General features: G+C 72.2%; 12 protein-coding genes. 10 read left to right on the top strand and 2 right to left on the bottom strand.

Annotated features, from left to right (window positions below):
• Window positions 1-299: 299 nt before the first annotated feature.
• On the bottom strand, window positions 300-602 hold the full coding sequence (locus ACX9MN_RS04315; protein WP_020091704.1) for a hypothetical protein: 303 nt from the start codon (window positions 600-602) through the stop codon (window positions 300-302).
• Window positions 603-740: 138 nt separating this feature from the next.
• Window positions 741-1,451 carry a GntR family transcriptional regulator gene (locus ACX9MN_RS04320; protein ID WP_026604719.1) on the bottom strand — a complete coding sequence of 237 codons (711 nt, stop codon included), beginning with the start codon at window positions 1,449-1,451 and terminating at the stop codon, window positions 741-743.
• Window positions 1,452-1,563: 112 nt separating this feature from the next.
• Here ACX9MN_RS04320 and ACX9MN_RS04325 point away from each other — a divergent pair, with 112 nt between their 5' ends.
• From ACX9MN_RS04325 to ACX9MN_RS04370, 10 genes are all read left to right on the top strand, one after another.
• Entirely contained in the window at window positions 1,564-2,622 is a 1,059-nt protein-coding gene (locus ACX9MN_RS04325) for a zinc-dependent alcohol dehydrogenase (RefSeq protein WP_489723797.1), read from the top strand.
• Window positions 2,619-3,635 carry an NAD(P)H-quinone oxidoreductase gene (locus tag ACX9MN_RS04330; protein ID WP_489723798.1) on the top strand — a complete coding sequence of 339 codons (1,017 nt, stop codon included), beginning with the start codon at window positions 2,619-2,621 and terminating at the stop codon, window positions 3,633-3,635. The genes ACX9MN_RS04325 and ACX9MN_RS04330 overlap by 4 nt, the downstream gene beginning before the upstream one ends.
• Window positions 3,635-5,362, top strand: a complete 1,728-nt coding sequence (locus ACX9MN_RS04335; protein WP_489723799.1) for an acetolactate synthase catalytic subunit — start codon at window positions 3,635-3,637, stop codon at window positions 5,360-5,362. The genes ACX9MN_RS04330 and ACX9MN_RS04335 overlap by 1 nt, the downstream gene beginning before the upstream one ends.
• Window positions 5,363-5,429: 67 nt before the next feature.
• A complete protein-coding gene (locus tag ACX9MN_RS04340; protein WP_091678717.1) occupies window positions 5,430-6,650 on the top strand; it encodes an ABC transporter substrate-binding protein in 1,221 nt (406 codons plus the stop codon).
• 56 nt (window positions 6,651-6,706) lie between these two features.
• Complete coding sequence (locus tag ACX9MN_RS04345; protein ID WP_020091698.1) at window positions 6,707-7,594, top strand: branched-chain amino acid ABC transporter permease; 888 nt, start codon at window positions 6,707-6,709, stop codon at window positions 7,592-7,594.
• Window positions 7,595-7,605: 11 nt separating this feature from the next.
• Window positions 7,606-9,435, top strand: a complete 1,830-nt coding sequence (locus ACX9MN_RS04350) for a branched-chain amino acid ABC transporter ATP-binding protein/permease (RefSeq protein WP_489723800.1) — start codon at window positions 7,606-7,608, stop codon at window positions 9,433-9,435.
• The gene (locus ACX9MN_RS04355) at window positions 9,422-10,126 is read left to right on the top strand and encodes an ABC transporter ATP-binding protein (protein WP_132366330.1); all 705 of its coding nucleotides are present in this window, start codon (window positions 9,422-9,424) and stop codon (window positions 10,124-10,126) included. Before ACX9MN_RS04350 ends, ACX9MN_RS04355 begins: the two co-directional genes overlap by 14 nt.
• A gap of 1 nt (window position 10,127) precedes the next feature.
• Window positions 10,128-10,934, top strand: a complete 807-nt coding sequence (gene fabG / locus ACX9MN_RS04360; RefSeq protein WP_489723801.1) for a 3-oxoacyl-ACP reductase FabG — start codon at window positions 10,128-10,130, stop codon at window positions 10,932-10,934.
• Window positions 10,935-10,975: 41 nt separating this feature from the next.
• Window positions 10,976-11,785 (top strand): shikimate dehydrogenase family protein, encoded by an 810-nt coding sequence (locus ACX9MN_RS04365; RefSeq protein WP_489723802.1) that lies wholly within the window; start codon window positions 10,976-10,978, stop codon window positions 11,783-11,785.
• 33 nt (window positions 11,786-11,818) lie between these two features.
• Complete coding sequence (locus ACX9MN_RS04370; RefSeq protein WP_489725206.1) at window positions 11,819-13,441, top strand: GMC family oxidoreductase; 1,623 nt, start codon at window positions 11,819-11,821, stop codon at window positions 13,439-13,441.
• Window positions 13,442-13,450 lie beyond the last annotated feature (9 nt).

Below are 13,450 nucleotides of genomic sequence, written 5' to 3' on the forward strand. Positions count from 1 at the left end.
CGTGGAGATGTCGCGCCGTTGGATCTGGTGTTTTGAGGAGAACAACAGTTTTATTGAGATAATGACTTGTTCATTGATCCGATCGTGCGAGCAATGCTAATTCTGCTCCTCGGATGGACGTTGAAGCGCGGGCGTTCAGGTGATGCGTCCAGTTCGATGCCGGCGGCTCCGTGAACGCCGCGCAGCACCACAGCTACGACTCGCGCACAGCGCCGTCAGTTCTGCGGAACGGTGTCCTGCTGTAGCCGGGCGTACAGACCTTCGGGTGGCGGGCCGCGTTCGACGACGAAGTTTGCCGCTCAGCGCTGCACGGCCTCGATATCATCCTCGTAGATCGAGTCCGGCTGGCAGGCGTGCCATTCCTTCTTCTCGTCCGCCTGCCCCTTGCGGCCCCAGCAATAGCCCGCCTGCGCCAGGCGTCCGCTCAGCCGATCGCGCAGCCGACACTGCTCACGCGTGATGGCGGGATCGCCGGTGCTCTCGCAGGCGCGTGCGGCGTTCGCCTCGGCCGTCAGCAATTCCGGGACGGTCGGAAGCTGCTGCTGGGCGCGCGCGCCCGTGGCGGCGAAGACCAGAGCGAGGACGGCGAGATCGGCGCGCATGGGCGCACGATAATCGAGCTCCGGCGTTCCGCAACCGCGGGCCAATTTACGCCGGCGCCTTCAGGGCCGTGGCCGCCGAGGTCGGCTCGTTGCTTCGGCCATCGATCGATCGCTCGTGGACTCTCCGCGAGCCGGTCATCACCCTGTGGCGGCCGCGCGGACATGCGCGAACAGGCCGCTCCCGCCGCGCTCGATGTCCTCGCGCACGGCATCCCGGGCCGCCTCCGGGTCACCGCGGCGCAGGGCGTCGATGATGCGGCGATGGGGGTGCGGCTCCCAGTCGGGGACGCCGTCATCGTAGAGGTGCGACAGGATCGGGCCGCAGCGCACCCACAGCAACTCCACGATCTCGTACAGGATCGGCATCTGTCCGAGCCTGCACAGCGTCAGGTGAAACTCGGTGTTGAGGTTCACCGCCCGCGCGAAGTCGCGGCTCGCGTGACAGTGCGAGATCTGCGCGTGGATCGCCTCGAGGTCGTCGACCTCGGCCGCGCGGCTGGCTGCCCCAGCGGCGGCGGCACGCCCCTCGAGATCGGTGCGGATCGCCCGGATCTCCAGGAGCTGATCCAGGGTCAGGCGGGGCACGACGACGCTGCCGCGCGCGTCGAGGGCGAGGGCCTTCTCGGCGACGAGCCTGAGAAGGGCCTCGCGCATGGGGGTCGCGCTGATGCCGAACCGGGCCGACATCGGCCGGAGCCGCAGGCGCGTGTCGGGTCGCAACTGCCCGCGCATCAGCGCGACGCGCAGCTCGCGGTAGGCCCGCTCGCTCAGGCTCTCCTTGACGATCGGACGGACCCAGTCCGGCACGATATCGCCTGTTTCCGGTTCGGACGCCGAAGCGCTTGACATATTCCTCCCCTTCGTCCGATGTTTGTTATAACAAATTACGCCTAGCGTCGACGGCACGTGCCGCGAGGCAGGCCGCCGGGCCGGCAGGCTCAGCGGGAGACAGGGGACGGAAATGCTTGCGTTGCGCAAGGCGACCGCCGCCTTCGGGGCGGATCTCGTCCACGTCGATGCGCCCGCTGCCCCGGGCACGGGACGCGTCACCGTCGCGGTCGCCGCGGCCGGCATCTGCGGCAGCGACATCCACGCCTTCGAGTGGACCCCGGGCTACGGGTTCATGACCGCGTTCATGCCGGTCACTCTCGGTCACGAGTTCTCCGGGACGGTCCGGGCGGTGGGGGACGGCGTGACCGCGCTCGCGGTCGGCGACCGGGTCACCTGCTGGCCGACGGTGCCGTGCGGCGCCTGCGCGGCCTGCGCCGCCGCGCGGCCGCAGGATTGCCAGGGCCGCCGCATCGTCGGCCTGCACGCCGACGGGGCCTTCGCCGATCAGGTCGTCGTCCCGGCCGACAATTGCCGCCGCCTGCCGGACGGGTTGCCGCTGACCGTCGCGGCCCTGGCCGAGCCGCTGGCGGTCGCGGTCAACGCGGTGGACGTCGCGGAGGTCGGTCCCGGCGACCGCGTGGCGGTGCTTGGGCCGGGCCCGATCGGCCTCTGCATCGCCTTCGTGGCACAGCAGCGGGGCGCGGACGTGCTGCTCGCCGGGCTCGACGACGCCGCGCGCCTCGACCTCGCCCGGCGGATCGGCATCCGCCACACGGTCGATCTCGCCGACATCGGCCTGGACGACGCCGTCCGGCGCGCCTTCGACGGGGAGGCCGACCGGGTGATCGAGGCGACCGGTTCCGCCCGGTCGGTCAGTGACGGGTTGGCCGTCCTGCGCTCGGGCGGCGTGATGGTGGTGGCCGGCATCCATTCCGGCTCCCTCGACCTCGACCTGACGGGTTTCGTGCGCAGCAAGAAGCAGCTGCGCGCGGCCCACGACACGACGGCGCGCGCCTTCGACGCCGCGCTCGCGCTCCTCGCGGCGCATGCCGGGACGCTGGCGGCGCTGATCACCCACCGCCGCCCCCTCGCGGAAGCCGGGGCGGCGTTCGAGCTGGCGCGCAGCCGGCAGGCCATGAAGGTGCTGCTTCTCCCGGAAGCGGCGGTGGGCCGGGAAACGGAGCGATGAGCATGGGCATGCGAGCCGTGATCGCCGACGGACAGGGCGGTCCCGAGGTCCTCCGGATCGTCGAGCGTCCGCGCCCGGAGCCGGGGCAGGGCCAGGTGCTCGTGCGCGTCGAGGCCGCGGGCATCAACCGTCCGGACGTGATGCAGCGCGAGGGCCGCTACCCGCCGCCCCCCGGCGCCTCGGACGTGCTCGGGCTCGAACTCGCCGGGATCGTCGAGGCGCTCGGGCCCGGCGCGGGCCGCTTCCGGACCGGGGACCGGGTGATGGCGCTGGTCCATAGCGGCGCCTACGCCGAGTGGGCCGTCGTCGACGAGGCGGTCGCGCTGCCCGTGCCGGCGGGCCTCCCGGCGGTCGAGGCGGGGGCGATCCCCGAGACCTACTTCACCGTCTGGAGCAACGTGTTCGAGCGCGCCCGGCTGCAGGCGGGCGAGAGCCTCCTGATCCACGGCGGCTCCTCGGGTATCGGCACCACGGCGATCCTGCTGGCGAAGGCCCGGGGCGCCCGGGTGATCGTCACCGCGGGCTCGCCCGAGAAATGCGCGGCCTGCCTGACGCTCGGCGCGGACGCGGCCATCGATTATCGGCGGGAGGATTTCGTCGCCGTGGCCAAGGCCGCCACCGGCGGGAGCGGGCCCGACGTGATCCTCGACATGGTCGGCGGCCCCTACATCGCCCGCAACCTCGATGCCGTGGCGGTCGACGGGCGCATCGCGCAGATCGCCTTCCAGCAGGGCTCGCGGGTGGCGGAGATCGACTTCCAGCCGCTGCTGATGAAGCGGGTGACGCTCACGGGCTCGACGCTGCGCGCCCGGCCGGTGGCCCTGAAGGCGCGCCTCGCCGAAGCCCTCGCCGAGCACGTCCTGCCGCTGCTCGCGGCGGGCCGCGCGCGGCCGCCGATCGATTCCGTGTTCCCGTTCGAGCGGGTCGCGGAGGCCCATGCCCGCATGGATGCGGGCCAGCATATCGGGAAGATCGTCCTGTCGATGGGCGACGCCGCGCAGGGGAGCCGCTGATGTCCGAGATGTCCGAGCGCGCCAACATGACCGGTGCCCACGCCCTCTCGGCCGCGCTCCACCGGCACGGCGTCCGCGACGTGTTCGGCCAGAGCATCCCCTCGGCGCTGTTCCTGGCCGCGCCGCACCACGGCATCCGCCAGATCGGCTACCGCACCGAGAACGCGGGCGCCGCCATGGCCGACGCCTACGCGCGGATTTCCGGCCGGGTCGCGGTGGTCGCGGCCCAGAACGGGCCCGCCGCGACCCTGCTGGTGCCGGGCCTCGCGGAAGCCCTGAAGGCCTCGATTCCGGTCGTGGCGATCGTCCAGGACGTCCACCGCCGCTTCACCGACCGGAACGCCTTCCAGGAACTGGACCACCTCGCCCTGTTCGCGGGCGTCGCCAAGTGGGTCCGCCGGGTCGCGGTCGCCGAGCGCATCGACGACTACGTCGACATGGCCTTCGCGGCCGCGGCCTCCGGGCGGCCCGGGCCGGCGGTGCTGCTGGTGCCCCTGGACCTCCTCGACGAGCGGCCGGACTTCGAGGCCGCCGCGCCGCGCCGGTCGGCGAGCCTGGGCACCTACCCCCTCGACCGCACGGTCGCCGACCCGGCCCGGATCGCCGAGGCCGCGGAGCTGCTCGCCGGCGCACGGCGTCCCCTCGTGATCGCGGGCGGCGGCGTCCATTCCTCCGGGGCCTACCCGGAACTCGCCGCCCTGCAGGGTCTCGGACTGCCGGTCGCCACCACGGTGATGGGCAAGGGGGCCGTCGCCGAGACCGACCCGCTCTCCGTCGGTGTCGTCGGGTACTTCATGGCGCCGCGGGCGCGCTCGTCCCACCTGCGCAGCCTCGTCACGGAGGCCGACGTCGTCCTCCTCGTCGGAAACCGCACCAACCAGAACGGCACCGACAGCTGGTCGCTCTACCCGGCGGACGCCCGCTTCATCCATCTCGACGTCGACGGGGGCGAGGTCGGCCGCAACTACGAGGCCCTGCGCCTCGTCGGCGACGCCAAGCTGACCCTCGCCGCCCTCGCCGAGGCGCTCCGGCAGCGCGACCTCGCGGGATTGGAGGGCCGCCGCGCGCCGCTCGCCGACACGATCGCCCGCGCCCGCGAGGCCCAGGCCGGCGACATGGCCCGCCTCGTCGACATGGAGGCCGCGCCGATCCGGCCGGAGCGGATCATGGCGGAGATCGACGCGGTCACGACCGCCGAGACCGTCGTCGTCGCCGACGCGAGCTACGCCTCGATCTGGATCGCCAACTTCCTGACGGCGCGGAAGGCCGGCCAGCGCTTCCTGACGCCGCGCGGCATCGCGGGCCTCGGCTGGGGCCTGCCCTTCGCCCTCGGCGCCAAGGCCGCCCGCCCGGACGCGCCCGTGATCTGCGTGACCGGCGACGGCGGCTTCGGCCACGTCTGGGCGGAGCTGGAGACGGCGCGGCGCATGCGGCTGCCGGTGATCGTCGTCGTCCTGAACAACCAGATCCTCGGCTACCAGAAGCACGCGGAGCTGAGCCTGTTCGGCGACTTCACCGACGTCTGCGACTTCGAAGCGGTCGACCACGCCGCCATCGCGCGGGCCTGCGGCTGTGCCGGGACGCGGGTCGAGCGCCCCGAGGATCTCGCACCGGCGCTGCGCGACGCGCTCGCCGGCGGCGCCGTGACGGTGATCGACGTGATCACCGACCAGCGCGCCTACCCGCCGATCACCAGCTTCGAGGGCAAGGACGCCCTCGCCTACTGACGCCGACGATTGACCCGACCGAAAGGCGCGCGAAGCGCCGGGTCGACGACTGACACGGGAGGAAACGATGAGAGTTCTGGCGCGTGCACTCGCCGCCGCCCTCGTGCTGGGCGCCGCGGCCCAGGCGGCGGGACCGACGACGGCCCGAGCCGCCGACGTGAAGTTCGGCGCGCTATTCCCGTTCAGCGGGCAGCTCGCCCTGCTCGGCGAGGAGAGCGCCCGCGGCGTCGAGATCGCCGTCGACGAGATCAACGCCGCCGGCGGCGTCCAGGGGCAGAAGGTGGTGCTCGCCCGCGGCGACGCCGTCGACAACAACCAGGCGATCGGCGAGGCACGCCGCCTCATCTCCCTGGAGAAGGTGGCGGCGATCTTCGGCTCCTACTCGTCCGCCCGCTCCATCGCCGCGAGCCAGGTGGCCGAGCTGTCCGGCATCCCGTATTTCGAGCTCGGCGCGGTGGCCGAGGAGGTCACCGGGCGCGGGCTCCAGTACCTCTACCGCACCAACCCGACGGCCGAGGACATGGCCAAGCTGGCGGTGGAGATGATCGTCAACAAGGTCGCCGCCGGGCTCGGCAAGAAGCCCGAGGACCTGAAGATCGGCATCATCTACGAGGATTCGAGCTACGGCACCTCGGTGGCGGGCTTCCAGAAGAAGTTCGCCGCCCAGGCCAAGCTCAACGTCGTGACCGCGCAGGGCTACCCGGCCTCGACGGTCGACATGTCCTCCCTCGTCCTCGACCTGAAGGGGCGCGGCATCGACGTCCTGCTCCAGACGTCCTACCAGAACGATTCCGTGCTGTTCCTGCAGCAGGCCAACGAGGCGGGCTTCAAGCCGGGCGCCATCATCGGCGGCGGCGGCGGCTACTCGATGCAGCCCACCGCCGACGCGGTCGGCCACAAGGTCATCGAGGGCGTGCTCGACACGGATTTCACACAGTACCTCGTCAACACGAAGTACACGCCCGGTATCGAGAACTTCGTCGCGGCCTACCAGAAGAAGTACGGGAGCGCCCCGCGCTCCGGGCACTCCCTGAACAACTACGTCGGCGCCAAGCTCATCCTCGAGGCCATCGGCAACGCGAAGGGCTTCGAGCCCGACACCATCGTCAAGGCCGTCCAGGCCATCGACGTGAAGGACGGCGTCACCGCGGTCGGCTACGGGTTCAAGTTCGGCAAGAACAACCAGAACGAGCGCGCCGCGATGATGGGCATGCAGTGGCAGGGCGGCAAGCTCGTCACGGTCTATCCCGACAGCGCCGCCGTCGCGCCCATGGAGATGCGCAAGTAACCGCAGGTCTCCGAAGGTAACAGCGCCGCCGTCACGCAGGTCCACGGAGATCGGGGATGGACGTCTTCCTCCAAGTGCTCGCCAACGGGGTGATGCTCGGCGGCCTGTTCGCGATCGTCAGCGTCGGGCTGACCCTGATCTTCGGCATCGTGAAGGTCGTGAACTTCGCCCACGGCGAGTTCCTGATGGTCGGGATGTACCTGACCTATCTCGCGGTGACCGGGCTCGGGCTGCACCCCTTCGCGGCGGTGATCCTCGTCGTGCCGGTCCTGTTCCTGCTGGGCGCCCTCACCCAGCGGTTCCTGATCCAGCCCCTGCTCGCCGCGGGCGACCATCACATCCAGATCTTCGCCACGGTGGGCCTGTCGACGGTGCTGATCAACCTCGCCCTCCTCGTCTTCGGGGCCGACATCGCCAACACGCCGCCGTCGGGCCTGCGCCAGCCGCTGGAGATCGGCCCGGTCCGGGTGCTGCTCGGGCAGGTGGTGATCCTCGGCTCCGCGATCGTGCTGGTGGCGGGGCTCCAGATGTTCCTGGCGCGCACCCGCACGGGCCGGGCGATCCGCGCGGTCGCCCAGAACCGCGCGGCGGCCGAGCTGATGGGCATCGACGTCGACCGGATCTACGCCCTGACGTTCGGCATCGGCGCGGCCTGCGTCGGGGTGGCGGCGGTGCTGATCGCGCCGCTCTACCCGACCTCGCCCAACAGCGGCACCTACTTCGTGCTGATCGCCTTCGTGGTCGTCGTGCTCGGCGGCCTCGGCTCCATCCGCGGCGCCTTCGTCGGGGCGATCCTGATCGGCCTGATCGACAGCGTCACGGGCTTCTACGTCGGCGCCGACATGCGCGAGGTCGCGGTCTTCGGCGTGTTCCTGGCGATCCTGATCCTGAAGCCCTCGGGCCTCTTCGGGCGGCAGCTGCGGCTGTCCCACGTCTCGCCGTGAGGAAGCCCGCGATGACCGATATCCCGCTCGCCGCAGCACCGTCCGCGGCCCCGACACCCGCACCGTCCGCCGCATCGTCCGCCTTCCCGCGCCGGGGCGCGGCGGCGCTGGCGCTCGTCCTCGCGGCCCTGGTGGCGGTGCCGGTCGCGGTCGGCAACCCGTTCATCTACCACGTCTTCATCACGATCTGCGTCTTCGCCGCGCTCTCGACCGCCTGGAACATCGTCGGCGGCTACGCCGGCCAGCTCTCCCTCGGCCACGGCATCTTCTACGGTCTCGGCGCCTATTGCGGGATGCTGCTCGTCGGCGCCGGGATCAGCCCGTGGATCGGCATGGTGGCCGGCGCCGCCCTCGCCGTGATGGTGGCGCTGGCGATCAGCTACCCGTGCTTCCGGCTGCACGGGCCGTTCTTCTCGCTGGCGACCATCGCCTTCCTCGAAGTCTTCCGCGTCCTGGCGCTGCATTTCCGGGACCTGACCGGCGGCGCCACCGGTCTGATGATCCCGCTGAAGTTCGGCTGGACGTGGATGGTGTTCCGGGACCGCTGGCCGCCGCTGGCCATCGCCTTCGGGCTCCTCCTGCTGACCCTGGCGGTCGCGTGGTGGATGCGCAGCCACCGGATCGGCTTCTACCTCGTCGCCACCCGCGAGCGGGAATCGGCCGCGCGCGCCGCGGGCGTGCGCACGGTGCGGGTGCGGCTCGTCGCCGTGGCGGTGTCGGGGGCGCTCACCGCGATGGTCGGCACCTTCCACGCCATGTACCTGACCTTCATCGAGCCGGCGGCGATGTTCTCGCTGACCCTGTCGATCCAGATCGCGATGTTCGCGCTGATCGGCGGACTCGGCACGGTGTTCGGGCCGCTCCTCGGCGCGCTGCTCCTCGTGCCGATCACCGAACTGGCCCGCGGCTGGCTCGGGGCCAAGGCTCTGGGGCTCCACGGCCTCGTCTACGGCCTCGTTCTGGTGCTCGTCGTCCTGTTCCTGCCCAACGGGCTGATGGGCCTCGTGTCCCGCTTCGCGCGGGCCCGCGCGGGCGGCCGCGGTGCGCAGGCGGCGTCGGTTCCGGCCGTTCCGCGGGCCCCGGAGCGGCCGCCGGTCGGCGCGGACCTGATCCGGGTCGAGGGCCTGCAGAAGCGCTTCGGCGGCCTGCACGTCACCAACGATGTCGGCTTCACGCTCCGGGAGGGCGAGATCCTCGGCCTGATCGGCCCCAACGGGGCGGGCAAGACCACCGTCTTCAACATGATCTCGGGCTTCCTCAAGCCCGATGCCGGCACGGTGAGCGTCCGCGCGCCGGACGGGACGTGGCACCGGCCGGGCCGGCCGTCGGATTTCGCGACGCTCGGCGTCGGCCGCACCTTCCAGATCGTGCAGCCCTTCGCGGCCATGACGGTCGAGGAGAACATCATGGTCGGCGCGTTCCACCGCCACAGCGACGTCCGCGAGGCCCAGGCGGTCGCGCGCGAGACCGCCGAGCGGATGGGGCTCGCGCCCTGGCTCGGGAGCGAGGCGCGCGGCCTCACCATCGGGGGCCTCAAGCGGCTCGAGGTCGCCCGCGTGATGGCGATGCGCCCGCGCGTGCTGCTGCTCGACGAGGTCATGGCCGGCATCAACCAGACCGACGTGCGCCGCGCCATCGACCTGATGCTGTCGATCCGCGACACCGGCGTCAGCATCATCGCGATCGAGCACGTCATGCAGGCGGTGATGGCGCTCTCCGACCGGGTGATCGTCCTGAGTTCCGGGCAGATCATCGCCCAGGGCAGCCCGCAGGACGTGGTGCGCGACCCCGCCGTGATCGAGGCGTATCTCGGCAAGGAGTTCGCCCATGCTCACGCTTGAGCGCGTGGATGCCGGTTACGGCGCGACCAGCATCCTGCACGCCGTCTCGCTCGAGGTGCGCGCCGGCGAGGTGGTGACGATCGTCGGCGCCAACGGGGCCGGCAAGACGACGACGCTGCGGACCATCGCGGGCCTGGTGAAGCCCACCCGCGGCCGGATCCTGTTCGAGGACGAGGACGTCACCCGGCTCTCGGGCCACGAGATGGTGGCGCGCGGCGTCACCCTGATCCCGGAGGGGCGCCAGCTCTTCCCCGAGATGACGGTGCGGGAGAACCTGCTGATGGGCGCCTACCGCCGCGCGGCGCGCGAGCGCCAGTCGGAGACGCTCGCGGACGTGCTCGACCTGTTCCCGCGGGTGCGCGAGCGCCTCGACCAGAACGCCGGCTCCCTCTCGGGCGGCGAGCAGCAGATGGTGGCCATCGCCCGCGGGATGATGGCCCGTCCCAAGCTCCTGATGTTCGACGAGCCCTCGCTGGGCCTCGCGCCGATCGTGGTGGCGCAGGTCTTCGCGGTGGTCGACCGGATCGTGAAGACCGGCGCCACCGTCCTGATCGTCGAGCAGAACGTGTTCCACACGCTGCAGGTGGCCGACCGGGGCTACGTTCTGGAGAACGGCGAGGTCGTCCTCGCCGACGCGTCCGCGGCCCTGCTCGACAACGACCACGTCCGACGCGCCTATCTGGGGATCTGAGATGACTGAGCGGCAGACGAACGCCGAGGCGATCGCGCGGCGCCCGAGCCACGCCGGCCGGCGCGTCCTCGTCACCGGGGCCGGCCGCGGGATCGGCCGGGCGATCGCGGAAGGGTTCGGCGCGCGGGGCGCCCTGGTGGGCGTGGCCGACGTGAACCCGGACGACGTCGCGGCGACCGTCGCGGCGATCGAGGGCGGAGACGGTCGCGCCGTGCCGATGCGGCTCGACGTCGCCGACTACGCGGCGGTCGAGGCGGCCCTGTCGGAGGCCGCCGCCGCGATGGGCGGCGCGTTCGACACGGTGGTCAACAACGCCGGCATCTCGCCCAAGCACGACGGGGCGGCCCACCGGGTCTGGGAGATGGACCCGGCGGAGTGGAGCCGCGTCGTCGCGGTCAACCTGACGGGGGCGTTCAACACCGTCCGCGCGCTAGCGCCCGCGATGTGCGCGGCCGGGCGCGGCTGGATCGTCAACATGTCGTCGGTGGCGGGCAAGACCCACTCGCCGATCGTCGCCTGCCACTACGCGGCCTCGAAGGCCGGCCTGATCGGGCTCACCAAGCACCTCGCGGCCGAGCTCGGCCCGTTCGGCATCCGCGTCAACGCGATCGCGCCGGGGCGGATCGAGACCCCGATGGTCCGGGCGGTGGGCCGCGCCGTCAACGACGAGCAGGTGCGCCTGACCCCGATGGGCCGGCTCGGCGCCCCCGAGGAAGTCGCGGATCTCGCCCTCTACCTGACCTCCGCCGAGGCCAGCTTCGTCACCGGCCAGACCGTCGACGTCGCCGGCGGCCTCTACATGACGTGAGCCGGGACCGGTCGGGACAGGCGATGGACGGGAGGACGGCCATGAGCAGCGCGGTCACCGCGACCGGGATCACCGGGCGGACCCGGGTCTACGGGATCCTGGCGGACCCGATCTACCACGTGAAGGCGCCCGAGGTGATGGGGGCGCTCTTCGCCCGCCACGGCGTGGACGGCGTCCTCGTCCCGCTGCACGTGGCGGCGGACGGCCTCGCCGCCGTGATGGACGGGCTGCGGCACCTGCGCAATTTCGGCGGCTTCATCGCCACGGTCCCGCACAAGACCGCGATGACCGGCCTGTGCGACGCCCTCACCCGGGAGGCCGAGCAGATCGGGGCGGTCAACTGCGTCCGGCGGGAGGCGGACGGGCGCATGGTCGGCACGATGCTCGACGGGATCGGCTTCGTCGAGGCGCTGCGCGCCTCGGGCCTGGAGCCGCGCGGCCGGAGCGCGGCGCTGGCGGGGGCCGGCGGCGCGGCGAGCGCCATCGCCTTCGCGCTCGCCGAGGCCGGTGTCGCCCGCCTGACGATCCTGAACCGCACCGCGGACCGCGCCCAAGCGCTGGCGGAGCGCCTGCGCGCCGCCTATCCCGGACTGGCGGTCGCGGCCGAAGGCGTCCAGGCGGAGCACGATCTCCTCGTCAACGGCACGTCGCTCGGGATGCGCCCGCAGGACGCCGCCCCCTTCGACCTGGGCGCCCTCCACGCCGGCCAGTTCGTCGCCGAGGCGATCATGGATCCCGAGACCACGCCGCTGCTCGCCGCCGCGCTGAGGGCGGGCTGCCGCGTCCAGAAGGGCCTGCCGATGCTGGAGTGTCAGATCGCCCTGATGGCCCGCCACATGGGCGCCCTCTGAGGCGGGAACCGGGGACTGAGCTTGGGGCGCACCGTGGGACCGACCGACATCGACGCCGTCGCGGCCGGCGCGTTCGACTACGTGATCGTGGGCGGCGGCACCGCGGGCTGCGTCCTGGCCAACCGCCTGACCGAGTCCGGGACGCACCGGGTCCTGCTCCTCGAGGCGGGGGGACGGGCGCGCAGCCCCTGGGTCGCGATCCCGGCGGGCTTCAGCCGCCTGCTCCAGCACTCATCCTACAACTGGCGGTTCCGGACCGAGCCCGAGGCGGCGACCGGCGGCCGGGTGATCGCGGTCCCGCGGGGCAAGGGCCTCGGCGGGTCGACGCTGATCAACGGCATGATCTACGTGCGCGGACAGCCGCAGGATTACGATGCCTGGGCGCAGGCCGGGTGCCGCGGCTGGGGATTCTCGGACGTGCTCCCCTATTTCCGCAGGCTCGAGGATTACGAGGGCGGCCGCGAACCGTTGCGCGCCCGCGGCGGTCCGCTGCCGCTGACGGAAGTGGCCGAGCGTCCTGCGATCGCGGAGGCCTTCATCGCCGCCGCGCAGGCGGCAGGCTACCCGCGCAATCCCGACTACAACGCGGAGAGCCAGGACGGCTTCGGCTACTACCAGGTGAACCAGCGGCGCGGCCGGCGCGTCAGCGCCGCCGATGCCTATCTGCGGCCGGCCCTGGCCCGCCCGAACCTCGCCGTCGTGACCGACGCGCACGTCCTGCGGCTGACCTTCGACGCGGGTCGGGCGAGCGGCGTCGCCGCTCTGGTCGGCGGCCGCGAGCGGCTCTTCCGCTGCCGCGGGGAAGTGATCCTCGCCGCGGGTGCGGCCCAGACCCCGCAGATCCTGGAACTGTCCGGCCTCGGCGATCCGGCGATCCTCGGAGGGCTCGGCGTTGCCGTGCGGCGCGCCCTCCCCGGCGTCGGCGCCAACTACATGGACCATTACTGCACGCGCATGAACTGGCGCGTGCGCCTGCCGGTGACGCTGAACGAGCAGACCCGCGGCCTGCGCCTCGGCCTCGCGGCGGCGCGCTACCTCGCGACGCGGCAGGGCATCCTGGCGCTGGGGACCGGTCTCGCCCACGGCTTCGTGCGCACCCGGCCGGGGCTCGACGGGCCCGACGTGCAGTACTTCTTCATGCACGCGAGCTACGCCAACGCCGCCGAGCGCAAGCTCGACCGCCTGCCCGGCATGACGATCGGCGTCACGCAGTTGCGACCGGAATCGCGCGGGACGATCCACGCCGCGTCGCCCGACCCGCTCGCGCCGCCCGCCATCCGCCCGAACTTCCTCGCCACCGCGGAGGATCGCCGGGCGATGGTCGAGGGCATGAAGATCGCCCGCGCCATCGTCGCGCAGGCGCCGATGGACCGCTTCCGCGGGGCCGAGCTCAATCCCGGTCCGGACTGCCGGACCGACGCGGACTGGCTCGATTTCGCGCGCCGCGACGGCCAGACGATCTACCACATCTGCGGCACGTGCCGCATGGGCGACGATCCGGATTCGGTCACGGATCCCAGCCTGCGCGTGCGCGGCGTGGCCGGCCTTCGGGTGGCCGACGCCTCGATCATGCCGCGCATCGTCTCCGGCAACACGCAGGCCGCGGTGTTCATGATCGCCGAGAAGGCCGCCGACCTGATCCGGGCCGATGCCTGATCCGGTCTG

The sequence above is a fragment of the Methylobacterium sp. 1A genome (assembly GCF_058072805.1).